General features: G+C 71.5%; 25 protein-coding genes and 1 tRNA gene. 19 read left to right on the top strand and 7 right to left on the bottom strand.

What is annotated here, in order from left to right; all coding sequences use genetic code 11:
• Positions 1 to 287 precede the first annotated feature (287 nt).
• The 11 genes from GXP74_RS35575 (at position 288) to htpX (ending at position 11,075) form a co-directional block, all read left to right on the top strand.
• On the top strand, positions 288 to 692 hold the full coding sequence (locus tag GXP74_RS35575; protein ID WP_182455343.1) for an NADH-quinone oxidoreductase subunit A: 405 nt from the start codon (positions 288 to 290) through the stop codon (positions 690 to 692).
• The gene (locus GXP74_RS35570; protein WP_182455342.1) at positions 683 to 1,357 is read left to right on the top strand and encodes an NADH-quinone oxidoreductase subunit B; all 675 of its coding nucleotides are present in this window, start codon (positions 683 to 685) and stop codon (positions 1,355 to 1,357) included. Before GXP74_RS35575 ends, GXP74_RS35570 begins: the two co-directional genes overlap by 10 nt.
• Positions 1,354 to 2,301 carry an NADH-quinone oxidoreductase subunit C gene (locus GXP74_RS35565; RefSeq protein ID WP_182455341.1) on the top strand — a complete coding sequence of 316 codons (948 nt, stop codon included), beginning with the start codon at positions 1,354 to 1,356 and terminating at the stop codon, positions 2,299 to 2,301. Before GXP74_RS35570 ends, GXP74_RS35565 begins: the two co-directional genes overlap by 4 nt.
• Positions 2,298 to 3,260 (top strand): NADH-quinone oxidoreductase subunit NuoH, encoded by a 963-nt coding sequence (nuoH, locus tag GXP74_RS35560; RefSeq protein ID WP_182455340.1) that lies wholly within the window; start codon positions 2,298 to 2,300, stop codon positions 3,258 to 3,260. The genes GXP74_RS35565 and nuoH overlap by 4 nt, the downstream gene beginning before the upstream one ends.
• Positions 3,261 to 3,334: 74 nt before the next feature.
• The gene (locus GXP74_RS35555) at positions 3,335 to 3,868 is read left to right on the top strand and encodes a 4Fe-4S binding protein (protein ID WP_182456863.1); all 534 of its coding nucleotides are present in this window, start codon (positions 3,335 to 3,337) and stop codon (positions 3,866 to 3,868) included.
• Positions 3,865 to 4,413: an NADH-quinone oxidoreductase subunit J gene (locus tag GXP74_RS35550; RefSeq protein ID WP_182455339.1), complete on the top strand. Its 549-nt coding sequence runs from the start codon at positions 3,865 to 3,867 to the stop codon at positions 4,411 to 4,413. The genes GXP74_RS35555 and GXP74_RS35550 overlap by 4 nt, the downstream gene beginning before the upstream one ends.
• A 4-nt stretch (positions 4,414 to 4,417) precedes the next feature.
• Complete coding sequence (gene nuoK / locus GXP74_RS35545) at positions 4,418 to 4,843, top strand: NADH-quinone oxidoreductase subunit NuoK (protein ID WP_182455338.1); 426 nt, start codon at positions 4,418 to 4,420, stop codon at positions 4,841 to 4,843.
• An 8-nt stretch (positions 4,844 to 4,851) separates the two neighbouring features.
• A complete protein-coding gene (locus GXP74_RS35540; protein WP_370468506.1) occupies positions 4,852 to 6,930 on the top strand; it encodes an NADH-quinone oxidoreductase subunit L in 2,079 nt (692 codons plus the stop codon).
• Positions 6,927 to 8,513 carry a NuoM family protein gene (locus GXP74_RS35535; RefSeq protein ID WP_182455336.1) on the top strand — a complete coding sequence of 529 codons (1,587 nt, stop codon included), beginning with the start codon at positions 6,927 to 6,929 and terminating at the stop codon, positions 8,511 to 8,513. Before GXP74_RS35540 ends, GXP74_RS35535 begins: the two co-directional genes overlap by 4 nt.
• Before the next feature lie 9 nt (positions 8,514 to 8,522).
• Positions 8,523 to 10,076: an NADH-quinone oxidoreductase subunit N gene (locus tag GXP74_RS35530; RefSeq protein ID WP_182455335.1), complete on the top strand. Its 1,554-nt coding sequence runs from the start codon at positions 8,523 to 8,525 to the stop codon at positions 10,074 to 10,076.
• Between the two features lie 120 nt (positions 10,077 to 10,196).
• Positions 10,197 to 11,075: a zinc metalloprotease HtpX gene (gene htpX / locus GXP74_RS35525; RefSeq protein ID WP_182455334.1), complete on the top strand. Its 879-nt coding sequence runs from the start codon at positions 10,197 to 10,199 to the stop codon at positions 11,073 to 11,075.
• On the opposite strand, the gene GXP74_RS35520 is transcribed toward htpX, so the two are convergent.
• Positions 11,072 to 11,683: a potassium channel family protein gene (locus GXP74_RS35520; RefSeq protein ID WP_225448416.1), complete on the bottom strand. Its 612-nt coding sequence runs from the start codon at positions 11,681 to 11,683 to the stop codon at positions 11,072 to 11,074. The two genes, htpX and GXP74_RS35520, sit on opposite strands and share 4 nt — an antisense overlap.
• 340 nt (positions 11,684 to 12,023) lie before the next feature.
• Between GXP74_RS35520 and GXP74_RS35515 the strand changes: the two genes are divergently transcribed.
• The gene (locus tag GXP74_RS35515; RefSeq protein WP_182455333.1) at positions 12,024 to 12,425 is read left to right on the top strand and encodes a YccF domain-containing protein; all 402 of its coding nucleotides are present in this window, start codon (positions 12,024 to 12,026) and stop codon (positions 12,423 to 12,425) included.
• A gap of 15 nt (positions 12,426 to 12,440) precedes the next feature.
• Here the strand turns inward: GXP74_RS35515 and GXP74_RS35510 are convergent, their stop codons facing one another.
• Positions 12,441 to 13,400, bottom strand: a complete 960-nt coding sequence (locus GXP74_RS35510; protein ID WP_182456861.1) for a D-2-hydroxyacid dehydrogenase family protein — start codon at positions 13,398 to 13,400, stop codon at positions 12,441 to 12,443.
• Positions 13,401 to 13,518: 118 nt separating this feature from the next.
• Positions 13,519 to 13,737 carry a hypothetical protein gene (locus tag GXP74_RS35505; protein ID WP_182455332.1) on the bottom strand — a complete coding sequence of 73 codons (219 nt, stop codon included), beginning with the start codon at positions 13,735 to 13,737 and terminating at the stop codon, positions 13,519 to 13,521.
• A 179-nt stretch (positions 13,738 to 13,916) separates the two neighbouring features.
• Between GXP74_RS35505 and GXP74_RS35500 the strand changes: the two genes are divergently transcribed.
• The 4 genes from GXP74_RS35500 (at position 13,917) to GXP74_RS35485 (ending at position 18,292) form a co-directional block, all read left to right on the top strand.
• Complete coding sequence (locus GXP74_RS35500) at positions 13,917 to 15,713, top strand: tetratricopeptide repeat protein (RefSeq protein ID WP_182455331.1); 1,797 nt, start codon at positions 13,917 to 13,919, stop codon at positions 15,711 to 15,713.
• A 491-nt stretch (positions 15,714 to 16,204) separates the two neighbouring features.
• A complete protein-coding gene (locus GXP74_RS35495) occupies positions 16,205 to 16,717 on the top strand; it encodes an SMI1/KNR4 family protein (protein WP_225448415.1) in 513 nt (170 codons plus the stop codon).
• A gap of 107 nt (positions 16,718 to 16,824) precedes the next feature.
• A complete protein-coding gene (locus GXP74_RS35490) occupies positions 16,825 to 17,328 on the top strand; it encodes a macro domain-containing protein (protein ID WP_182455329.1) in 504 nt (167 codons plus the stop codon).
• 451 nt (positions 17,329 to 17,779) lie between these two features.
• On the top strand, positions 17,780 to 18,292 hold the full coding sequence (locus tag GXP74_RS35485) for an ATP-binding protein (protein WP_225448414.1): 513 nt from the start codon (positions 17,780 to 17,782) through the stop codon (positions 18,290 to 18,292).
• On the opposite strand, the gene GXP74_RS35480 is transcribed toward GXP74_RS35485, so the two are convergent.
• Together GXP74_RS35480 and GXP74_RS35475 are read right to left on the bottom strand one after the other, a co-directional pair.
• Positions 18,250 to 19,146: a hypothetical protein gene (locus GXP74_RS35480; RefSeq protein ID WP_182455328.1), complete on the bottom strand. Its 897-nt coding sequence runs from the start codon at positions 19,144 to 19,146 to the stop codon at positions 18,250 to 18,252. The two genes, GXP74_RS35485 and GXP74_RS35480, sit on opposite strands and share 43 nt — an antisense overlap.
• Positions 19,143 to 19,439 (bottom strand): hypothetical protein, encoded by a 297-nt coding sequence (locus tag GXP74_RS35475; RefSeq protein ID WP_182455327.1) that lies wholly within the window; start codon positions 19,437 to 19,439, stop codon positions 19,143 to 19,145. The genes GXP74_RS35480 and GXP74_RS35475 overlap by 4 nt, the downstream gene beginning before the upstream one ends.
• 194 nt (positions 19,440 to 19,633) lie before the next feature.
• On the opposite strand from GXP74_RS35475, the gene GXP74_RS41230 reads away from it, so the two are divergent.
• Together GXP74_RS41230 and GXP74_RS41225 are read left to right on the top strand one after the other, a co-directional pair.
• On the top strand, positions 19,634 to 20,167 hold the full coding sequence (locus GXP74_RS41230; protein WP_225448413.1) for a hypothetical protein: 534 nt from the start codon (positions 19,634 to 19,636) through the stop codon (positions 20,165 to 20,167).
• Between the two features lie 4 nt (positions 20,168 to 20,171).
• On the top strand, positions 20,172 to 20,924 hold the full coding sequence (locus GXP74_RS41225; RefSeq protein WP_225448412.1) for a site-specific integrase: 753 nt from the start codon (positions 20,172 to 20,174) through the stop codon (positions 20,922 to 20,924).
• Between the two features lie 31 nt (positions 20,925 to 20,955).
• Here GXP74_RS41225 and GXP74_RS35465 read toward each other — a convergent pair whose 3' ends face one another.
• Complete coding sequence (locus GXP74_RS35465) at positions 20,956 to 21,444, bottom strand: YajQ family cyclic di-GMP-binding protein (RefSeq protein ID WP_182455326.1); 489 nt, start codon at positions 21,442 to 21,444, stop codon at positions 20,956 to 20,958.
• A gap of 217 nt (positions 21,445 to 21,661) precedes the next feature.
• Here GXP74_RS35465 and GXP74_RS35460 point away from each other — a divergent pair.
• Positions 21,662 to 21,743, top strand: a tRNA-Tyr gene (locus GXP74_RS35460).
• A 191-nt stretch (positions 21,744 to 21,934) separates the two neighbouring features.
• On the opposite strand, the gene GXP74_RS35455 is transcribed toward GXP74_RS35460, so the two are convergent.
• Positions 21,935 to 22,504: a TetR/AcrR family transcriptional regulator gene (locus tag GXP74_RS35455; RefSeq protein ID WP_182455325.1), complete on the bottom strand. Its 570-nt coding sequence runs from the start codon at positions 22,502 to 22,504 to the stop codon at positions 21,935 to 21,937.
• Between the last annotated feature and the right edge of the window lie 63 nt (positions 22,505 to 22,567).

The following is a 22,567-nucleotide window of genomic DNA, read 5'->3' as shown; positions in this document are numbered from 1 at the left end:
TACCGGACCGGGGGATAACCCCACCCCGCGCGCCGGGTCCCGCGCCCGCCCGCGCCCGCCCGTGGCCAACCGTTGACCAAGCCGTCGCCAACCGGGTGCCGACCCCCGGCCGGACGGCCGCGACCGGCCCCGGCGACCGGTCCGACCTCGGCACTCCTGTCTCACGCCGACACGGCGCGGCGTCTCGCGAAATGGGTGCCGTGAGCGCGGTCGCTTCCGGTGGACCTAGACTCCCGTGCGTACGTAACGCCATGAAAATGCAAAGGAACGGACCGGAGGCAGCCAGCATGGAGGCACTGGGGGCGGCCACCGCGCCCGCGCAACCCGGGTACTTCCACGGCTACGCCGTGGTCGGGCTGCTCGCCGTCGTCGGCGTGTTGTTCGTGTCAACGGCCTTCAGCGCCAACCGGCTGCTGCGCCCGTTCGCCCCGACGCCGGAGAAGCTGCTGGCGTACGAGTGCGGCGTGGACCCGGTCGGCGAGGGCTGGGCGCACACCCAGATCCGCTACTACATCTACGCGTTCCTGTACGTGATCTTCGCCGTGGACGCCATCTTCCTCTTCCCCTGGGCCACCGTCTTCGCCGCTCCGGGGTTCGGGGCGGGGACGCTGATCGAGATGTTCGTCTTCCTCGGCTTCCTCGCTGTCGGCCTGCTCTACGCCTGGAAGAAGGGCGTCCTGGAATGGACGTGAACCCCCGCCACTCCCACGCCTCCGCCACCGGCGAGCCCGGAGCGCCGGTCGCGCTGGGCATCCCCGACCCGGGCCGCCCCGGCGCGGGCGCGCTGGAGCCCCGCCGCCTGGGACCGCTGTCCCGACTGGCGCCGGACCCGGTCAAGGTCGTCCTCAACTGGGGACGCCGCTACAGCCTCTGGGTCTTCAACTTCGGCCTGGCCTGCTGCGCGATCGAGTTCATCGCCGCCTCCATGGCCAAGCACGACTTCATCCGGATGGGCGTCATCCCGTTCGCCCCCGGACCGCGCCAGGCCGACCTCATGATCGTCTCGGGCACGGTGACCGACAAGATGGCCCCGGCCATCAAGCGGCTCTACGAGCAGATGCCCGAGCCCAAGTACGTCATCTCCTTCGGCGCCTGCTCCAACTCCGGCGGCCCCTACTGGGACTCCTACTCGGTCACCAAGGGCGTCGACCAGATCATCCCGGTGGACGTCTACGTGCCGGGCTGCCCGCCCCGGCCGGAGGCCCTGCTCCAGGGGATCCTCAAGCTCCAGGAGAAGATCGCCCAGGAGTCGATGGCGGACCAGTACCCCGGCGGCGCGGCGGCCGGTGCCCCGGTCGGCGCGCTGAAGCGCCCGCTGGTGGCCGGGCCCACGGCGGCGGAAGGCACCGACCAGTGAGCACCGAGCACGCACCGCCCGAGCAGCCGCCGACCGGGCAGCCGCCGTCGGCTGACACCGCCGCGGCGATCGGGCCGTGGGCCACGGCGGGCGAGGCGTTCGCCCTGCTCACCGTCGACGTCCCGGCCGAGCACTGGATCGAGGCGCTCACCGCCGCCCGCGACACGCTGGGCCTGCGCTACTTCGACTGGCTCAGCGCCGTCGACGAACTCGCCGAGGGCTTCTCCGTGGTCGTCCACCTCGCCGCCGTCGGCACGCCGGGCGCGCTGCGCCGGGTACTGCTGCGCACCCGGGTACCCCGGGACGCCGCCGCCCTGCCGACCGCGAGCGGCGTCTTCGCCGGGGCGGTCTGGCACGAGCGGGAGACCCACGAGATGTTCGGCATCGACTTCACCGGCCACCCGGGGCTCGACACGCTGCTGCTCCCCGAGGGGTTCGAGGGGTACCCGCTGCGCAAGGAGTTCGTGCTGGCCGCGCGGGTGGCCAAGGCCTGGCCGGGGGCGAAGGAGCCGGGGGAGAGCGACCACGCCGCAGGCGAGGCCGCACCGGCGGCCCGCCGCCGGATGCTGCCGCCGGGCGTGCCTGACCCGAACGAGTGGGGACCGCTGGCCGGGACCCTTCCGCCGGTGCCGGAGCGTCCGGCCCGGGGCGCCGCCGCGCGCGGGCCCCGCGCGGCCGCCGCCGGGGCGGAGGGCGACCGCCCGGTCCGCGCCGACCGCCCGCGACGCACCCGCAGCGTGGACCAGGGGTCCGCCAGCCAGGCCGCCCCGGCGCCGACCGCCCCGCCCGCCACCCCGTCGACGCCGCCCGCCACCCCGGAAGCCCCCTGGCAGCTCCCCGCCGAGCCCGCGCCGGAGGCCGAGCCCGCGCCGGAGCCCGAGCCCGCGCCGGAGCCCGAGTCCGGCGGCGAGCCGCCCGCGCCCGCGACAGGAGACGACGCATGATCACCGCGCTCGAAGCGCTGCTCCGCTGCGTCGTGATCCTGGTCGTGTTCCTGGTCGTACCGCTGGTCATCGGCCAGACCGAGCACAAGGTCATGGCCCACATGCAGGGCCGCCTCGGCCCCATGTACGCGGGCGGCTTCCACGGCTGGGCGCAGCTCGTCGCCGACGGGATGAAGTTCGCGCAGAAGGAGGACATCGTCCCCGCCGACGCGGACCGGCGGATCTTCCAGCTGGCGCCCGCCGTCGCGCTGCTGCCCTACCTGCTGGTGCTGGTCGCCATCCCGGTCGGGCCCGGCGGCTTCGTCGGGCAGGACCTGGACGCCGGTCTGTTCTTCGTCCTCGCGGTGATGGGCGTCGGCGTCCTCGGGTCGCTGATGGCCGGTTGGGCGTCCGCGAACAAGTTCTCCCTGCTCGGCGGCATCCGCTCGGCCGCGCAGCTGCTGGCGTACGAGCTGCCGATGCTGCTGGCCGCCGCCTCGGTGGCGATGGCCGCCGGGACGGTCTCGCTGACCGGCATCATGGGCGCGTTCCACTGGTGGTGGGTGCCGTGGCAGATCGTCGGCGGGTTCGTCTTCTTCACCGCCGGTCTGGCCGAGTTGCAGCGGCCGCCCTTCGACATGCCGGTGGCCGACTCCGAGATCATCTTCGGCGCCTACACCGAGTACACCGGCCTGCGCTTCGCGCTGTTCCTGCTCTCCGAGTACGCGGGCATCCTGGTGCTCTGCGCGCTCACCTCGGTGCTGTTCCTCGGCGGGTGGCACGGGCCGCTCGCGGCGGACCTGGGCTGGCTGTGGACGCTGCTGAAGACCTTCGCGCTCGCCTTCGTGGTGATCTGGCTGCGCGTCACCTATCCCCGGCTGCGGGAGGACCAGCTGATGCGCTTCGCCTGGACCGTGCTCATCCCGCTCTCCCTCGCCCAGCTCGCCCTCACCGGCGTCGTCAAGGTGGTGATCTCCTAGTGGCTCCGAACCACGGTGGCGGCGGCTTCCCCGGGCGCGGCCTGGCCAAGGGCCTGGCGGTGACCCTGCGGACGATGACCCGGCGCACCGTCACCCACCAGTACCCCGACGTGCAGCCCCAGCTGCCGCCCCGCTCCCGGGGCGTGATCGGGCTGCTGGAGGAGAACTGCACGGTGTGCATGCTCTGCGCCCGCGAGTGCCCGGACTGGTGCATCTACATCGACTCGCACAAGGAGACCCTGCCCGCGGTCGACCCCAACGCCCGGGCCCGCACCCGGAACGTGCTGGACCGCTTCGCCATCGACTTCTCGCTCTGCATGTACTGCGGCATCTGCATCGAGGTCTGCCCCTTCGACGCGCTGTTCTGGTCACCGGAGTTCGAGTACGCCGAGACCGACATCCTGGACCTCACCCACGAGCGCGAGCGGCTGCGCGAGTGGATGTGGACCGTCCCGGCGCCGCCCGCGCAGGACCCGCGCGGGGAGGAGCCGAAGGAGATCGCCGCGGCCCGCAAGGCGGCCGACAAGCTCGCCGCCGCCGAGGCCGCCGAGGCCGCCGAGGCCGCCGCCCGGGCGGAGCCGCCGGCCGGAGAGGAGACCGGGCAGTGACCGGCACGCTCAGTTCCCAGGGGCACGCCTTCCTGACGCCCAGCGGCGTCGAGATCGTGTTCGTCCTCGTCGGGCTCGCCGTGCTCGGCGCGGCCCTGCTCACCGTCACCACCAAGCAGCTGGTGCACGCCGCCCTGTGGCTGGTCGTCGCCCTCGGCGGGCTGGCCATCGAGTACCTCCTGCTCACGGCCGAGTTCATCGCCTGGGTCCAGGTCCTGATCTACCTGGGCTCGGTGGTGGTGCTCGTCCTGTTCGGGCTGATGCTCACCAAGGCGCCCATCGGGGCGTCACCCGACGCCGACTCGGGCAACCGCTGGGTCGCCCTCGGGGTGGCCGTCGTCGCCGCCGCGACCCTGGTCACCCTGGTCGTCGACGCCTTCCGCTGCACCTGGATCGAGCTGGTCCCGGGCAGCGGCAGCACCAAGGCCAACGGCACCATGCTGTTCCGCTACTGGGTCCTGCCGTTCGAGGCCCTGTCCGTGCTGCTGCTCGCCGCGCTGGTCGGGGCGGTCGTCATCTCGCGCCGTCACCGAGAGGAGCGCTGACCCGGTGCACCTCGTCTACCCCGCGGTCCTCGCCGTCCTGCTGTTCTGCGTCGGCCTGTACGGCGTGCTCGCCCGCCGCAACTCCGTACTCGTGCTGATGTCGGTCGAGCTGATGCTCAACGCCGTCAACCTGAACCTGGTCGCCTTCGACGTCTGGCTGCGCGACACCCTGCACGCGGGCCAGGCGCTCACCCTGTTCACCATCACCATCGCCGCCGCCGAGATCGGCCTCGGCCTGGCCATCGTCCTCATGGTCTTCCGCACCCACGGCACCGCCGACCTCGACCGGCTGCGGCTGCTGGCCGAGGACACTGACCCGGGCGAGGAACCCGACCCGGACAGCATGGCAGCCGCCACCGCCAATCCCGCGACGACCGCCAATCCCGCGACGACCGCGGACCTGCCCCACGGGAAGGCCACCGTCGGATGATCCTCAGCATGGCGGTCCTGGTCCCGCTGCTCCCCTTCCTCGGCTCGCTGGCCGGGCTCGCCGCCGGACGCCGCGCGCCCGGGCTGGTCCGGCCGCTGGCGGTACTGCCGACCCTGGCCGCCGCGGTGCTCGCGGTCGCGGTCGCGGTCGACCTCGGCAGCGGACGCCACCTGGACGCCGCCACCCGGCTCACCCCCACCGGCAGCGTCCCGATCGAGCTCTCGCTGCACCTCGACGGCTTCGCCACGCTGCTCGCCGTTCTCGTCGGCGTGGTCGCCACCTGCGTCCAGGTCTACTCGACCTCCTACCTGCGGGCGGACCCGCGCTACCCCTCCTACGCCGCGCTGGTGTCGCTGTTCAGCTCCGCGATGCTGCTGGTGCTGTACTCCGGCGACCTGGTGGTGCTGCTCGTCGGCTGGGAGATCATGGGCATCTGCTCGTACTTCCTGGTCGGACACCACTGGGAGAACGAGGACGCCCGCTCCGCCTCGATCAAGGCCTTCCTGGTCACCAAGCTCGGCGACGTGCCCTTCCTGTTCGGCGTCCTCGCCCTCGGCGACGCCGCCGGGACCTTCCGGATCGACGGGATCATCCAGGCCGCCGCCGACGGCCGGATCCACCACCCCACGGTCATCGCGCTGCTGCTGCTCTGCGGCGTCGCCGGGAAGTCCGCGCAGTTCCCGCTGCACACCTGGCTGCCGGACGCCATGGCCGGTCCGACCCCGGTGTCCGCGCTGATCCACGCCGCGACCATGGTCGCGGCCGGGATCTACCTGGTCGCCCGGCTGCTCCCGGTCTTCCTGCTCTCCTCGGCCGCCCTGGTCGTCCTCGGCGTCATGGCCGCGGTCACCATGGTCGGCTCCGCCCTGTGCGCCCTCGCCCAGGACGACATCAAGCGGGTGCTCGCCTACTCCACCGTCGGCCAGCTCGGCTACATGGCCGGGGCGCTGGCCGTCGGGGACCGTGACGCCGCCGTTTTCCACCTGCTCACCCACGGCGCCTTCAAGGCCCTGCTCTTCCTCGCCGCGGGCGTGGTCATCCACGCCGCGCACACCAACTCGCTGACCGCCATGTCCCGGATGAGCGACCTGCGCCGCCGGGTGCCTGACGCCTACTGGACGATGACCATCGGCCTGCTCGCACTGGCCGGGATCCCGCCGTTCTCCGGCTTCTTCAGCAAGGACGCGATCCTCACCGCCGCCGAGGACGCCGGCCGCGGTGACGCGCTCACCGGCGCCCTCGGCCCGGCCTCCGCCGTCCCGCACGCGGTCGGCTGGATCGTGCTCGTCGCCGGGCTGCTCACCGGGCTGCTCACCGCCGTCTACGCGACCCGGCTGTGGCTGCTCACCTTCCACGCCCCGATGGCGCGCGGCAGCGCCGACCAGCACTCCGGGCAGGGCAGCGACGAGCCGAACGCCATGCGCTGGCCGCTGTGGCTGCTCGCGATCCCCGCCGTCGCCCTCGGCCTGGCCGGACTGCGCGGCAGCTGGCTGCCCTCCTTCCTGGACGGCACCTCGCTGGTGCCGTCCGGTACCACCGCGATCCTGGGCACCGCGGTCGCCCTCGCCGGGGTCCTGGTCGCCTGGGCGGCCTGGCGCCGGGCCACCGCGCTGGTCGCCGACGCGGCCACCGCCCCGGCCGGGCGTGCCGCCCACGAGCTGCTGGAGGCGACCCGGCCCAGCGCCACCGCCGCCCACCCGGAGCAGGCCGCGGCCGACCTCGCGGACATCCCCGGAGTCAGCCTCGACCAGGCCCTCGCCGACGCCGAGTCGGCGGGCCGGGCCGCGCGGCTGGCCCCCGACCCGGCCCGGCTGCTGCTCGGGCCGCTGCTCGGCCCGGCCAGCGACGGCTTCGGGCTCGACCGGCTGTACGCCGCGCTCGTGGTCCGCCCCTTCCTCGCCGCCGCCGGACTCGTCCGCTTCCTCGACCGCGAGGTCATCGAGACCTACGTGGCCGGGGCGAGCGGGCTGCCCCGGCTGCTGGGCGCGGCCGTTCGCCGCGCCCAGAACGGCAACGCCCAGAGCTACCTGAGCGCACTGCTCGCCGGGGCCGTCGTCCTCGCCGTCCTCGTGGAGACCACCCGATGAACGCCGTCCTCGTCGCCCTGATCCTGCTGCCGCTGCTCGGCGCCGCCGCCACGCTCGTCCCCGGGCTGTTCGGCGCGGACGAGCAGGCCGCCGGGCGCCGCGCGCTGCGGTTCGGCGCGGTGGTCACCGGACTGGCCCTGGCCCTGTCGATCGCCCTGGCCGCCGGTTTCGACCGGGGCCACTCGGCCCGGATGCAGGCCGTCACCGACCTGCCCTGGATCCCCGCCATCGGCGTCCGACTGCACCTCGGCGTGGACGGGATCTCGCTCCCGCTGCTGCTGCTCACGGCCCTGCTCACCTTCCTCTGCGCGGTCTACTCGCTGCGCCGGCTCCCGGAGGGCCCGGGCACGCCCAGCCCCCGGGCCTACACCGGCCTGCTGCTGCTGCTGGAGACGGGCATGCTCGGCACCTTCGCGGTGCTCGACCTGATCCTGTTCTTCCTGGCGTTCGAGGTCGTCCTGCTCCCGATGTACTTCCTGATCGCCCGCTGGGGCCGGGGGACCAAGGCGGCGAGCGCCCAGGCCTCCGCCAACCGGTTCATCCTCTACACCCTGCTCGGCTCCGCGATCATGCTGCTGGGCTTCCTGCTGCTCGGCCTGAAGTCCGGCACCTTCGACATGACCGTGCTCGCCCACCGCCACGGCGCCGGGCTGTCGCACGGCACCCAGGTCCTGGTGGTGCTCGCGGTCGGCCTGGGCCTCGCGGTCAAGGCGCCCATGTGGCCCTTCCACAGCTGGCTGCCCGACGCCCACACGGCGGCGCCGACCACCGGCTCGGTGCTGCTGGCCGGGGTGCTGCTGAAGATGGGCACCTACGGTTTCGTCCGGGTGCTGCTGCCCGACACGCCCGAGGGCATGACGGTGTTCGCGCCGTACCTGGCCGCCTTCGCGGTGGTCGGCATCATCTACGGCTCACTGGCCTGCCTGGCCCTGGTCCGCCCCGGCGCCAAGGGCGACCTGAAGCGGATCATCGCGTACTCCTCCGTCGGCCACATGGGCTTCGTGCTGCTGGGCATCGCCACGCTCACCGCCACCGGTGTGAACGGCGCGCTGTTCGCCAACATCGCCCACGGCCTGGTCACCGGCCTGCTGTTCTTCCTGGTCGGCGCGGTCAAGGACCGCTACGGCACGGCCGACCTGGACACCCTCGCCGGGGCCACCGGGCGCACCGGCGCGGCGCTGTACGGACGCGCCCCCCGCCTCGGCGGGCTGCTGGCCTTCGCGGCCGTCGCCAGCCTCGGACTGCCCGGCCTGGCCGGGTTCTGGGGTGAACTGCTCGCCATGTTCGGCTCCTTCCGTCCCGCCGCGGGGCTGGACCGCCCCGCGTTCCTGGTGTTCATGGCCCTCGCCGGTCTCGGCACCCTGCTCACCGCCGCCTACCTGCTGGGCGTCGTCCGCCGGGTCTGCATGGGGGACCCACGCAGCCCGCACCTCTCCACCGCACCGGGCATCAGCGACGTCCAGGGCTACGAGTTCGCAGCCTGGAGCCCGCTGGTCGCCCTCACCGTCCTCGCCGGGCTCTGGCCGGCCGTACTCCTCGGCCTCAGCGATCCCGCCGTCACGGCACTCCTCGGAGGCAGCTGAGCCATGGCCATGACCCCACTCGCTGTCGCCGCCGCCGGCTCGCTCATCCAGTCCGTCGACTGGAGCGCGATCGCCCCGCCGCTGATCACCGCCGCCGTCGGTCTCGGCGTGCTGCTCGCGGACCTCTTCCTGCCCGCCCCGCGCAAGCCGCTGCTGGGCTGGGCCGCCGTGGCCGGCCTGGCCGTGGCGCTGCTCGCGCTGCTGCCGCTGCGCGCCGGCACCCACGTCGCCTTCTGCCTCAAGACCGTAGCGGGCACCACTGACAACGGGGCCTGCTCCTACGTCGCCGACCATTTCGCGCTCTGCTTCCAGCTGCTGGTCCTGGGCGGCGCGCTGCTGGTGTGCCTGCTGTCCATGCACACCGTCCGCGAGCAGCGGCTGCCCGGCGGCGAGTACTGGTTCCTGCTGCTCAGCTCCGCCGCCGGGGCGGCGCTGCTGCCTGCCGCCCGCGACCTGGCGACCCTGGTGGTGGCGCTGGAGGTGACCTCGCTGCCCGCGTTCGCACTGGTCGGGCTGCGCCGCGACGGGCGCGGCGGCGAGGCCGCGCTGAAGTTCTTCCTGTCCTCGGTCGCGGCCACCTCGGTGACCCTGCTCGGTGTCGGCTTCGTCTACGCGGCCACCGGCAGCATGTACCTGAACCGGATCGCCGCCGCGCTGCCGCACGTCCCGGCGCAGCTGAAGACGCTGGCGCTGGTGGGCGCGCTGCTGACGCTGGTCGGCTTCGCCTTCAAGACCGCCGCCGTGCCCTTCCACTTCTGGCTGCCGGACACCTACGCGGGCGCGCCGGTACCGGTGGCCGCGTACCTGTCGGTGGTCGGCAAGGCCGCCGGGATCTCCGGCCTGGCCCTGATCGCGGTCATCGGATTTCACTCGTACGGGCGAATCTGGGGGCTGGGCCTGGCCGTGGTCGCCGCGCTCACCATGACCGTGGGCAACGCGGCGGCGCTGCGGCAGCGCTCCGACGCGCCGCACAGCGCGGTCCGGCTGCTGGCCTGGTCCTCGATCGCGCAGGCCGGGTACCTGCTGGTGCCGATCGCGGCGGCGGGCTACCGGCCGGGCAGCCACGACCCGCTGGGCGCGACCGTGGCGTACGCGCTGATCTACGGGGTGGTCAACCTCGGCGCGTTCGCGGTGGTGGCGCTGGTGGCCGGGCGGGTCGACGACTACCGGGGCCTGTTCGCCGAGCGTCCGGCCACGGCCCTGGCGCTGGCCTTCTTCCTGCTCTGCCTGGCCGGGCTGCCGCCGGGGGTGGTCGGTCTCTTCGGCAAGGTCGTGGTCTTCCGCGCCGCCGTCGGCTCCGGCCTGGGCTGGCTGGCCGTGGTGATGGCCGTGAACGTGGTGATCGCCCTCTACTACTACCTGATGTGGACCGCGAAGCTGTTCCAGCCCGCCGCCGGGGCGACCGCCGAGGGCGGCGGCGCGGGCTCGGCGCGGCCGCGGTCCGCCCGGCCGCTGCCGGTGCCGCTGGCCGTCGGCCTGGGCCTGGCCGCCGCCGTCGGGGTGGTGCTCTCGGTCGCGCCGCAGCTTGTGCTCCAGGTCACTACCGGTTCCCTGTTCGGCTGACCTGCGGCTGCGGCGCCCGTCGGACGTCGGCCGAGGGAACCAGGAGGTCGGCCCCGGCCGTTGGACCCAGCGAGTGGGTGGTGGTCGTCACCCCCAGCGTTCGCTCTGGAGGGTCGTCCCGTGCACCGCCGGCACAACGGTCTGCAGACTGCCGCGCTTCTCGGCTGCTTCTCCGTGCTGATCGTCGTGATCGGCGGGGTCTGGGGTCGCCTGGGGCTGCTGCTGGCGGTCGGGGTGGCCCTGGCGACCAACGGCTTCGCCTACTGGAACAGCGACAAGCTGGCGCTGCGGGCGATGCGGGCGCGGCCGGTGAGCGAGTTCGAGGCCCCGTGGCTGTACCGGATCGTCCGCGAGCTCTCCAGCTCCGCCCGGCAGCCCATGCCCCGGCTCTACATCTCGCCGACCTCGGCCCCGAACGCCTTCGCCACCGGCCGCAATCCGCGCAACGCCGCGGTCTGCTGCACCCAGGGCATCCTCGGCATCCTGGACGAGCGGGAGCTGCGCGGCGTCCTCGCGCACGAGCTCTCGCACGTCTACAACCGCGACATCCTGATCTCCTCGGTGGCCGGTTCACTGGCCTCGGTGGTGATGTTCCTGGCCAATTTCGCCTGGCTGATCCCGTTCGGCCGCAGTGACGACGACGACGGCCCCGGCCTGGTCGGCCTGCTGCTGCTGATGCTGCTCGGGCCGCTCGCCGCGACCATGATCCAGCTGGCCGTCGGCCGCTCCCGCGAGTACGCGGCCGACGCCTCCGCCGCCCGGCTGACCGGTGACCCGCTGGCCCTCGCCGGCGCCCTGCGCAAGCTCGACAGCGGCATCAGGCGGCTGCCGCTGCCGCCGGAGCCGCAGCTGCAGACGGCGAGCCACATGATGATCGCCAACCCGTTCCGCCAGGGCGAGGCCGGAGCCCGGCTGTTCTCCACCCACCCGCCGATGGCCGAGCGGATCGCCCGGCTGGAACAGATGGCCGACTACCGGATGCCCCGAGAGCGGTCCTAGCGGCCCTGGCCGGGCTTCCCCGTCCTTGTCCGGGCTTCCCCGGGCTCATCCGGGTTCCCGGACTTCCGCCGCCGCCGCGGCCGCGGGGAGTGCGCCCGCTCGACCGCCCGGCCGCGGAGCTGCGCGCTGAGCGCGGAGGCGGCCGCCGCCAGGAAGACGAAGTTGTAGCCGATCTGGACGATCACCACGGCCCGGGCCGCCTGCCCGGCCGGGGCGATGTCGCCGAAGCCGACCGTGGACACCGTGATCACCGTGAAGTACAGCGCGTCCAACCGCGTGTGCAGCCCGTTGAACTCGCCGTGGTGCCGCGCCAGGGCGTAGTAGGAGCTGGCGAAGATCACCAGCGACAGGCAGACCAGCACCAGGATGCCGAAGGCCGGGCGGCCGTGGCGGGCGTTCACCAGCAGCCGTTGGATCTCCCGGACCAGCAGCAGCGAGAGCACCACCAGGGCGACCACCATGGTGGTCCAGCTGAGCACCGGCCGCTCCGGGCCGAACTCGTCCAGCGGCAGCGTGAAGTACCCCACCAGCAGCAGGCAGATCGCCACCGGCAGCAGGATCCGCGACCAGCGGCCGGGGCGGCCGGCCCGGCTCGGGGACGACGGCATGGGCTCCCATCGGACGAACGGACGAACGGACGAGCGGGTGGGCGAAAGGACGGCGGTCGTGCGGGCGGACCGGCGGCGGGGGATTCCCCCGTCCGGTCCAGCCTCCCGCTCCGGGGCGTGCCGGGCCCGCCGGACTCCGCCGTCCGGGGGCGGCGCCCCGGGCCCGGGGTATGAAGCGGCGGAACCTGGGCAGACCACGGTCGGGGGCGGCGCGCACCGGACTCGCCCGGGCCGACGGCCGCCGCAGCCGGTGGCACACTCTCGGTAGGGCCTCGAACGCATCCGGGACACCCGCGGTGCCGACGAGGAGCAGCCCGCGGCGTACAGGAGGCGGTCGAAGGTGAGTGTGGTCAACTTCGTTCTCAATGTCATCTGGCTGATCCTCTGTGGGATCTGGATGGCACTGGGCTATGTGGTCGCTGGGATCATCTGCTTCATCTTCATCGTCACCATCCCGTTCAGCATCGCCTCGTTCCGGATTGCCGGATACGTGCTGTGGCCCTTCGGGCGCACCACCAGGGAGCGGCCCGACGTCGGGGCGCCGTCCTGCGTCGGGAACGTCATCTGGCTGGTCTTCGCGGGCTGGTGGCTCGCCCTGGGGCACCTGGCTACCAGCATCGCGCTGGCGGTGACCATCGTCGGGATCCCCTTCGCCTGGGCGAACCTGAAGCTGATCCCGATCTCGCTGATGCCGCTGGGCCGCGAGGTCGTCCCCACCGACCAGCCCTTCGCCATCCGCTGAGCCCGCTCAGCTCGCTCAGCCGAGCTGCCGCAGCGGCGCACCCGCGATGAAGGCCTCGATGTCCTCCACCGCCTGCTCGAAGTAGATCCGGTAGTTGCGCTCGGTCACGTAGCCGATGTGCGGGGTGGCCAGCAGGTTCGGCAGCGAGCGGAACTCGTCGTCGGCGGGCAGCGGCTCGGTCGCGAACACGTCCACCCCGGCGCCGGCGATCCAGCCCTCGCGCAGCGCCGAGGCCAGCGCCGCCTGGTCGACGATGGCGGCGCGGGAGGTGTTCACCAGGTACGCCGAGGGCCGCATCTGCTTCAGCTCGGCGGCACCGATCAGTCCGCGCGTCCGCTCGCTCAGCACCAGGTGCACCGAGACCACGTCGCTCTCCGCGAGCAGCTGCTCCTTGCTCGGCGCCAGCCGGACGCCCTGGGCGGCGGCGCGCTCGGCGGTCAGGTTCTGGCTCCAGGCGGCGACCTCCATGCCGAAGGCCCGGCCGATCCGGGCCACCGCGCCACCGATCTTGCCGAGTCCGAGCAGGCCCAAGCGAGCGCCGTGCAGGTCGGTGCCGATCGTGCTCTGCCAGGGGCCGCCGGTCCGCAGCGCGGTGCTCTCCGGCAGCAGGTGCTTGGTCAGGCCCAGGATCAGCGCCCAGGTCAGCTCGATCGGCGGCTCGGAGGCGCTGGCCGTCCCGCACACGGTGACGCCGTGCTCGGCGGCCGCGGCGAGGTCGATCGAGGCGTTGCGCATGCCCGAGGTGATCAGCAGCCGCAGCCGGGGCAGCCGGGCGAACAACTCGGCGGTGAAGGGGGTGCGCTCGCGCATCGCGACCACGATCTCGCAGTCGCCGATGGCCGCGACCAGCTCGTTCTGGTCGCCCAGGTGCTCCCGCAGCGAGGTCACCGCCACCGACCCGGCCAGCCGGGACCAGTCGCCGGTCGCCTGCGCGACGCCCTGGTAGTCGTCGAGTACGGCGCAGCGCAGCTTCATCAAGATTCCCTCGGTCGGCATGGACGGCGGCTCCCCAGAGCTTAGACGCGGTCGACCGGCCCGAGGGCCGCGCCGCCACCGTCCGCTCGCCCGGTCGCCCGGGCGAGCGGACGGCACGTCATTCGCTGCCACGCCGACCGCGCCAGGTGGCGAAGAGCCCTCCGCTCACGCCGGTCACGGCGGCGAACACCTCCGGCCCGGCGGCCATGAAGACGCCGGTGACGACGGTCAGCAGCGACAGCAGCGCGATCAGGTCAAGGAACCGGTCCGCACGGGTGAGCGGCGGTACGGGCGGCGCGGGCGGTGCGGGGATGAGGTCGTTCTCGTTGTCTGCCATGGAACCAGCACAACGCCTGCCGGGCACCGGAGCGGCCGCCACGAAAGGACCCGCACGAAGTCGTCCTTCTCCGTACCGGCCCGTAATTCCCCCCTCGGTCGGGCAGTTTCGGCGGTGTTCGTGAGTCTTCGTCAGAATCTCTCTACCATGGGCGTGTTGGCTGGTGAGAGGAGGCGGTCGTGCAGCTGGATCCCCGCTACACCGAGGGACTGCGGTCATTCGCTGAGGATTTGCGCGCCCTCCGGATATCCCAGGGCAAACCACCCCTCGACGAGATCAGACGCAACGCGCCGCAGGACCGGCCGCTGTCGACAGCGGCCCTCAGCGAAGCCCTCAACGGCAAGCGGCTGCCGAGGCTGGAATTCCTCATGGCCCTGATCGAGACGCTGTTGCTGCTGGGGCGGCCGCCCGGCGGCAGGGCGTCCGTGCGCGCCGATCCGCGGCTCCGTGAATGGCAGGACCGCTGGGAGGAACTGCAATTGCTCCAGTCGCGGACCAGGCAGCCGCAGCCCGCGGACCCGGTGGCGGAGCAGGGCGGCCAACCCGTGGAGCGGGTGGCCGAGCCGGTCGTGGAGCTGGTCGGGGAGCCGGTCGGGCAGCGCCCGGCCCGGGGCAAGGCGCTGCGGGTCTTCGTGGCCATGCCGGGGAGCGCGATGGGACCGCTCGCGGGGTGGTCCGACATCCCGGCGATCCGCAAGAGGGTCCTCGAACCGGCCGCCAGGAGGATCGGGGAGGAGATGGCCTGCGCCGTCGAACTCGTCGTCGAGAAGGAGAAGTCAGCGACCGGCGCCATCCACCGGTCCATGTTCGCGGAGGCGACGGCGGCCGACGTCTACATCGCGGATCTCACCGGCGCGAACCCCAACGTCTACCTGGAGCTGGGGGTCCGCTGGGCCATGAGCGACGGTGTGACGATCCCGATCTGCCAGCGGCTCGACGAGGTCAAATTCAACGTGGCGACCAATCGGGTGATCGTCTACGGCCCCATGCCGGACGCCCTGGACGATGCCGTCACCCGGATCACGGACGCGGCCGTCCACGGGCTCCGGAACCCCGAGCACGGGGACAGCCCGGTCCGCGAGGGGGCCCCGGCGCTCCTGGTCCCCCGGCACGAGCACGAGGCGCTGCGCCGGGAGCTCGAAGGTCTCCGCGAGCAGCAGGCGCTGGACCTGGTCGAGGCGGCACTGCGGACCGAGGACCCGATCCGGCGCGGCATGCTGCTGCGGCGGGCCGTGGACCGCAATCCGGCCAGCTGGCAGGCCTACTTCCAGCTCGGCGAGCTGCTGCGCCGCGAGGGCCAGTACCCGGAGGCCGCGGCGATGCTGCGCCGCAGCGTGGAGATCAAACCGGACCTGGCGGTCGGCTGGCGGCAGATCGGGGTCGCGCTGAGCCAGAGCGGCAGCCCCGAGCGCGAGGCAGTGGACGCCTTCGACCGCGCCCTGGCCCTGGACGGGAGGGACGCCGAGACCTGGGCCACACAGGGCGGCCTGCTCCGACGGCAGGCGCGGAAGAGCGCGGACGAAGCTCCGGACACCGTCCTGCTGGAGAGGTCACTGGTCTGCTACAGCAGGGCGAGCGAGCTCACGCCGAACAAGATCTACCCGCTGATGAACAGGGCACGGGTGGAACTGCTGCTCGGTGGCCTGCGCGGGGAGGACGTGAGCCCGGTCGTGGCCAGGATCCACGACCTCGAACACCTGGCCCGGTTCGAGGTGTCGAACCATCCCAGCGACCCGTGGGCGCTCTTCGACCTCGGCGACACCTTCCTGCTGACCGGCCGCACGGCCCAGGGACTGGACATCCTGCGGGCAGCCGCCGCGTTCTTCTCCGCGGAGCAGCGTGCGGTGGCCCTCGCCACCGTGGCGGCACCGCTGCGCGACTTCCTGGCCATCACCGAGGCACTCGGCTCCGGCACCGCCGACGCGGTCCACCGGGCGCTCGAAACCTGCGAGTTGCTCTCCTGGCCGGAGTCCTGAGGCGGCCCGGCCCGTAGCCGGACGCGGAGGACACCGCGCGGACGGAGACCGGCGCTGCCTCCAGCGCCGCACCCCCCGTACCCGCCGTGCCCTCCGGCCCGAATGCACCAACGTTTCCGCAGGTGGGAGCTGTGCTTCAGCGGTAGTTGACGAACTGAAATCGCAAGGCTCTGACCTGCTCGAATGCGGCTGGTAGGGCTCTGGCCTGGGAAAACTACCCTCACGAGTTTTCAATGGTCAGCGCCCTTTCTCGCCTTCCTGTGCCCTCAATGTGCCCTGCGGATGCATCCACGAGTAGAGAGCCCATTTCAGGGGTGGATAGGAACGCGTAGGCTCCCGTGGGGTCAGCCGCAGCAGTTGGATCAGGATCGGGGGGCGGCATGACGGGCGTGAGGAAGGCGCAGGATTCCGATGGAGGACAGTGGAGCGGGGTCTCACCAGAGGACCGTGTCCGCACTCTGAGCGCAGCAGTTGCCGACGGCACTACGGCCGTGGCGGACCAGGTTCGCGGGCTGTCCGACGATGAGATTCACAGGATTGAATGCGACCAGTCCGCGCCCCTTGGGGCTGCCTACCGCTGTTTCCTGAAGCTGATCGGCGGCGGTGCCGGGCACTTCATGCAGGGCAGTGATGTCTTCTATCCGGAGATCATCGGCTTGGGTGAGGCGGCGCGAGATCTGCTGGCGGAGAACGCCGTCCCCTTCGATCTTGCCGAGTCGGACCGGGTCATCCTCATGCACCAGGGTTACCAGTTCGATTTTCTGCGTGGCACTGGGCCCGATCCCGAGGTGTGGTCGTACTATGAGAGCGTCGGTCCTGGCGATACGCCCACCTTGAGCTTCCCCCGGTTCACCGACTGGCTACAGGTCCACGTAACGCAGCAGACCGAGGCTTGGGCGCGGCTGGTCCCGCAGCACGAGGCCGAGAAGCGGAAGAAGTCGGGTAGGCGGCGCGTGCACTTCAGCCGCCGCCATGCGGACGGCAGTGTCGGAGACGAACTCTGACGGCGGATGGCAGATGTCGCCGCAGGCAGGCACCTGCTCTCCCTGGCCGCCGATGTGAGTTTCTGCGTTGCCGTGTTGTCGTTTGGAGCTGGTGGCATCCTCAGAGCATGGCTGTGATCGAGGTAGTTCAGGGTGACATAACGCTCCAGCACGTGGACGCCATCGTGACTGCGGCGAATGAGTCGCTGATGGGTGGGGGTGGCGTGGATGGCGCGATTCACCGCGCGGCGGGTCGACGCCTGGCGGATGCGGGTGCCGCGATTGGTCCCTGCGAGCCGGGCGACGCTATGGCGACGCTGGCCTTCGACCTCAATCCGCCGGTCAAGCACGTGATTCACACTGTTGGTCCACTCTGGGAAGGCGGCGACTACGGAGAGGCCGAAGTGCTTGCCTCCTGCTACCGCCGCTGCCTTGAGGTCGCGGATGCACTGGGCGACAAGAGCGTGGCATTTCCGGCGATCGCCACCGGTGTCTACGGCTTCCCGGCCGAGGAGGCGGCGCAGATCGCGGTAGTCACCCTCCGATCTTCGCCGACCGGCGTCGAAGAGATCAGACTCGTGGCCTTCGACGAGCAGGCGTGCGACCTGCTGGTTGCCGCGCTCGCTTCCTAGGATCAGCTGCCACCAACGCGTCGTAGTTGTCAGAGGTGGGTTTGAGGGCGACCGCACATCCCTACGGCCTGCCCAGGTGGGAGGCGAGGAGGCTGAACGCGCCACGGTGGGCGCCCACGTCGAAGGTTGCGCCTGGCTGTAGGCGGCTGCGGAGGAAGGCGCTGAGCTGAGGTTCCCATTCGCCGAAGAGATACTGGAAGCGCTGGATGATTTCGCCGCTTGCCATGAGGACGCGGTCGCCGCGATGTAGGCGCGTAGTGCCATGATCGGGCGGGGTCGCAGCCTGTGGTCGAGGTAGTGGTCAAGAAGCAGGGCCTTCCGGGCGGTGCCGGGGGCATGACGGACGTAGGCGCGGAGTGCACGGGCGAGGGGCGAGGCGGCTGATTTCCCGCTCCTGAGCGGCTGCACGGTGGCAGGCTGTCGGGTGCAGGAGGAACGAGGGGAGTCGACGGTGGCGGAGAAGGAGACCCCGGCGGTGCCAGTGGTGTACCTGCTGGTGGGGCTGACGGGTTCGGGTAAGACCACCTACGCCGAGCGGCGGCTGGTGCCCGCAGGGGCGGTCCGGCTGGCGGTGGATGAGCTGGTCTTCGCGCGGCACGGTCGATACGGCGTGGACTATCCCGAGCACACCTACTTCGAGAAGGAGGCTCCGGCTGTCGCTGAGCTGCATCGGGAACTCGCTGCTCTGGTGGCCGCTGGCCGGGATGTGGTGTGGGACCACGGCCTGTGGCCACGTAAAGACCGCGAGGCGATGAAGGAACTGGTCGAGGCGGCAGGTGGCCGGTGGCGGCTGCTGTACTTCCCGGTGGAGCGCGATGAGTTGCTGCGGCGATTGGAAGAGCGCAACCGTCGCGGAGACGCAAACGCGTTGCGGGTCACGCCGGAGGCGCTGGACGACTTCTTCGCACGCTTCGATCCGCCTCATGGCGAGGGCGAGGAGATCGTGGCACCGGGCTCCTTCTGATGCCTCGGCGGACGCCAGGCGGCCACCAGTCGAGTCGCCTCGGTGGCCCACCAGTCCGGCAGTTGCTTCAGGGAGACGCTGCGAAACGGCATCAGGGCCTGGTCCAGGGCGATCGTTCCGTCGTGCCGCTCCAGGTGGTCGAGCAGGCGGCGGGGTTCGGCGGCCACGGCCGGTGAAGCGGAGCGCCAGGTGCCGTCGGTGAAGTTGCTGACCCGTCGTTCGAGGTCACTGGTGACGCCTGCGCGCCACTTGAAGTGGTGCACGGCGACCGGCGGCTGGTTTGCGGGCCGGTGGTCGGGTGCCCGGTGGTTGCCGGAGGCCACAGCGACGCTGGAGTGGGCGAGGACGATCTTGCGGGGGTCGCCGCACAGGAGATGGTGGGTGAGGAATCCGCCGAGCGGGTAGCTGGCGTCCAACCCCTTCCGCCAGTCGCAGGCGGTCAGTGCCCCGTTGGCGGTGATCCGGTCGAGAAGGAGGCCGCCGACGGTTCCGGTGCCGGAGCTCTCAGCCTGGGCCAGGGCTCGGTCCAGCGGAGCCGGGTAGACGTGGAACTCGTCCGAGTCGGCGATCAGGTGCCAACCGGGGCCAGCCGCCTCGCGCTGCCGGTCGCGGAGGAGGGTGTTGGTGTTCTCGTGCCAGGGGCCGGTGCTGATCTCGCCCGGGGTGATGCCGTGCTGGCGGCAGGTCTGGAGCAGGCGCTCTCGGGCGAGGACGCCGACGTGGTCGGGGAAGTGGAAGGCGAGGTGGAAGCGGCTGATGCCGAGGTGCTGGTAGTAGGTGATCCAGGCGGTGAGGAGTTCGGGCGGCACGGGGCCTATCACTGCGACCATCGCGGGTGCTGGCTGGGGCGTCATCGCGGCTCTCCCTGCTGGTGGTTGACCAGGAAGACGACCTGGTCCTGCGGGGTGGGTACGTCGAGCGCGGCGCTGGCGTCCGGGTCAGGGGCGGGCAGGCGCTGGTCGGCGAGGCGGTCGAGGATGTCGGCGAGCTGGGTGGCGTCCCCGCTGGGGAACAAGGCGGCCCAGGGCCTGCCGGTGAGCTGGCGGGTCAGGTCGTGGTGGTGGTCGGAACAGACGAGTGGTATTCCGAAGCGGAGCGCGTCTGTGACCAGACCGGACTCCTTGCGGCCTCCTCGGTGCCGCGACACGATGGTGGCGTCGGCGGCGGCGTAGAGGTCCCGTACGGCCGCGTCGCTGGCTGGGGCCGGAATGAGGTTCCCCCGCTGTGCGGGAGGTGCTGATCAGCTGGTCAGAGCGGGTTGACGGGGTTTCAGGTTGTGTTCGGCGCCCTTGAGGCGGGTGAGGAGCTTGGGTAGGGAGAGGTCGGGGGCTAGGCGGCTGCTTGGCGAGCATCTACGACCGCTGGCACAAGACCCGGCCGACCGCTGACGACGCGCAGTGCCCGGAGCACAAGGGCAAGGTCGCCACAGCTGACCACGGCAAGGGCAAGCGCTGGCAGGTCCGCTACCGCGATCCCGCCGGTGAACAGCGCAAGGAGAACTTCGAGCGCAAGACCGACGCCGACAGGCGGGCGGCAGAACTGCAGAGCAGCATCAACGCCGGGGCCTACGTCGACCCGGTGGACGCGAAGGAGATCTTCCGGGAGGTAGCCGAGCGCTGGCGTGCCTGTGCCGTGCACAGCGACAGCACGAAGGAGCGGGTCGACCGCGCGCTGCGGCTCCATATCTACCCAGTGCTCGGGGGGACCGTCCGATCGCAAGTCTTAAGACCTCAGACCTGCAGGCGTGGGTCAAGGACCGGCGGCAGCACCTGGAGGTGTCCACCCTGCGGGTTGTCTGGACCTACATCACGGCGACCTTCCGGGTGGCGGAGCTGGACCGCCAGATCGCGTCAAGCTGCCGACGCCCCGCCGTAAGGAGGTGTCGCCGCTCGCCGTCGGCGTCGTGGCGGCGCTCGTGGGCGGAGCCCCCGGCTGGTACCGGGCGATGCTTTTGCTGGCTGCCGCCTCCGGGCTCCGTCAGGGCGAGATATTCGGACTGGAGGTCGGCCACATCGACTTCAGGAACGGCACGGTCCGAGTCCAGCAGCAGGTGGTCAGCCCGGACCGGGGAGAGCCCTACATCGGACCGCCGAAGACGCATCAGAGCTACCGGACGGTCCCGGTCGCCAGGTCCGCGATGGACGCGCTCGCCGCCCACCTGCTGGCCTACCCGGTCGCGGGCGTCCAGATGGAGGATCGCACCGATCCCAACAGGGTGAAGTGGCGCAGTGCCCAGTTGGTGTTCACCAGCAAGCGCCGCGAAGCCATACGCCGGGCGGCCTGGTCGAAGGTGTGGGAGAACCTTGAGGTCGTCGCGGGCAAGGCGCTGGCCAAGCAGCACGCCGAGGCACTCCAGCGCTGGGAGCGGCGCGGCCGGCCGGAGGGCGACGAGCCGATCCTGCTGACCGTTCCCGACGGCTCGTCGATGCGCGATCTGCGCCACTTCTACGCCTCCGTGCTCATCAAGCACCGGGAGAGCGTCAAGACCGTGCAGAAGCGCCTCGGCCACGCGAAGCCGTCGATCACGCTCGATACCTACACACACCTCTGGCCGGACGAGGAGGACACAACGAGGGCGGCGATCGAGTCTGCGCTCGGCGCTGTGCCCCCGATGTGCCCTCTCGCCGCCTAGGGACTGCAAACATGCAGGTCAGGGCCCTGCTTTAGCGGTAGTTGACGAACTGCACGGCGAAGTCGAGGTCCTTGCCCTTGACCAGGGCCTGGACGGCCTGGAGGTCGTCCCGGCTCTTCGAGCTGACCCGCAGCTCGTCGCCCTGGACCTGGGCTTTCACGCCCTTGGGGCCCTCGTCGCGGATGATCTTGGCGACCTTCTTGGCGTTCTCCTGGGAGATGCCCTCCTCGATCGTCGCGAAGATCTTGTACTCCTTGCCGGAGAGCTGCGGCTCGCCCGCGTCCAGAGCCTTGAGCGAGATGCCCCGCTTGACCAGCTTGGTCTCAAAGACGTCGAGGATCGCCTTGACGCGCTCCTCCGAGTTGGCCTTCATCTCGATCTTCTCGCCGGACCACTCGATGGAGGCACCGACGTTCTTGAAGTCGAAGCGGGTGGTCAGCTCGCGGGCGGCCTGGTTGAGCGCGTTGTCGACCTCCTGCCGCTCGACCTTCGAGACGATGTCGAAACTGGAGTCGGCCATGATCAGTGAATCTCCTTGACGGTGCTACGACACGGAAGACGCCGGACTCCCCAGCGGGAGCCGCCGCCGCTCCAGCCTAGCCATCACGGCCCGCCCGTGCCGTCCCCCGGTCCTCCGGTTCGCCGCTCGCCACGCCTGATCAATCGAGTGGCAGAGCACCCCCCACGATCGGGTATTGTTTACGACGTCGAGCGGGAGACCGCGAGACGAAATCCCTGGCGGGTTGCCCGAGCGGCCAAAGGGAGCAGACTGTAAATCTGTCGGCATAGCCTACGAAGGTTCGAACCCTTCACCCGCCACAGCGGATAGCGGACGTCCCCCACCTGCGGAAACGCGAGTGGGGGACGTTCTCGTTTTCCGGGCCGTCGCCAACTGGGAACCGTCTTGCTCCACCTTGCCGTGGGACGTCGTCCGCCGGCGTTCCCGGACGAGCGGTGGACGGTCCGCCCGCCCCGGCCGCCGGGGCGGGCGGGGTCGCGCGGCGGGGTCGCTAGGCGGGTGGGCGGCAGCCGGTGAGGAGGAGGGCGACCATGTGCTTGGCGTCGGCCCGGTCGTAGCCGGGGCCGAGGATGCACAGGTTTCCGATGGCGCGCATCAGCGTGTAGGCGGTGATCCCCGGGCTGAGCTCGCCCGCGGCGGTTCCGGCGTCGAGCAGGGTCGCGCAGGCGGGCACCAGGGTGTCGAGCATGAGCGCGTGCAGGTTCTCCAGTCCCGGGTCCTCGGACCCCAGGGCGGCGCCGAGGCCGTGCTTGGTCACCAGGAACTCCACGAACGCGTCCACCCAGCGCGTCAGCGCGGCGAACGGGGAGGCGCACTCTTCGAGAAGTTTCGGCGCCAGCGCGGCGCAGCCGTCGATCTGGTGCCGGTAGACGGCGGTGACCAGGTCCGCCCGGGTCGGGAAATGCCGGTAGATCGTTCCGAGGCCGACACCCGCGCGCGCGGCGATGTCGCGGATGGGGGCCTGTACGCCCTGGTCCACGAAGACCGCCGCTGCCGCTGCCAGCACGCCGTCGCGGGTGTGCTGCGCGCGCGCCTGACGTACTCCGGCCACGTCCGACACAACGTCCTCCCCTTGTTCGCGGAACAATGTTCCGCTAAGTTGGCGGAACGACGTTCCGTAAGA

Origin of the sequence: Streptacidiphilus sp. P02-A3a, from assembly GCF_014084105.1 — a bacterium.
Lineage (GTDB): Bacteria > Actinomycetota > Actinomycetes > Streptomycetales > Streptomycetaceae > Streptacidiphilus.
This window is presented reverse-complemented; position numbering and strand designations above follow the sequence as displayed.

Coding starts and splice junctions, on each gene's coding strand:
- GXP74_RS35575 (WP_182455343.1), top strand. CDS start 288: ATGGAGGCACTGGGGGCGGCCACCGCGCCCGCGCAACCCGGGTACTTC.
- GXP74_RS35570 (WP_182455342.1), top strand. CDS start 683: ATGGACGTGAACCCCCGCCACTCCCACGCCTCCGCCACCGGCGAGCCC.
- nuoH (WP_182455340.1), top strand. CDS start 2,298: ATGATCACCGCGCTCGAAGCGCTGCTCCGCTGCGTCGTGATCCTGGTC.
- GXP74_RS35555 (WP_182456863.1), top strand. CDS start 3,335: ATGACCCGGCGCACCGTCACCCACCAGTACCCCGACGTGCAGCCCCAG.
- GXP74_RS35540 (WP_370468506.1), top strand. CDS start 4,852: ATGGCGGTCCTGGTCCCGCTGCTCCCCTTCCTCGGCTCGCTGGCCGGG.
- GXP74_RS35535 (WP_182455336.1), top strand. CDS start 6,927: ATGAACGCCGTCCTCGTCGCCCTGATCCTGCTGCCGCTGCTCGGCGCC.
- GXP74_RS35530 (WP_182455335.1), top strand. CDS start 8,523: ATGACCCCACTCGCTGTCGCCGCCGCCGGCTCGCTCATCCAGTCCGTC.
- GXP74_RS35520 (WP_225448416.1), bottom strand. CDS start 11,683: ATGCCGTCGTCCCCGAGCCGGGCCGGCCGCCCCGGCCGCTGGTCGCGG.
- GXP74_RS35510 (WP_182456861.1), bottom strand. CDS start 13,400: ATGAAGCTGCGCTGCGCCGTACTCGACGACTACCAGGGCGTCGCGCAG.
- GXP74_RS35505 (WP_182455332.1), bottom strand. CDS start 13,737: ATGGCAGACAACGAGAACGACCTCATCCCCGCACCGCCCGCGCCGCCC.
- GXP74_RS35490 (WP_182455329.1), top strand. CDS start 16,825: ATGGCTGTGATCGAGGTAGTTCAGGGTGACATAACGCTCCAGCACGTG.
- GXP74_RS35480 (WP_182455328.1), bottom strand. CDS start 19,146: ATGACGCCCCAGCCAGCACCCGCGATGGTCGCAGTGATAGGCCCCGTG.
- GXP74_RS35465 (WP_182455326.1), bottom strand. CDS start 21,444: ATGGCCGACTCCAGTTTCGACATCGTCTCGAAGGTCGAGCGGCAGGAG.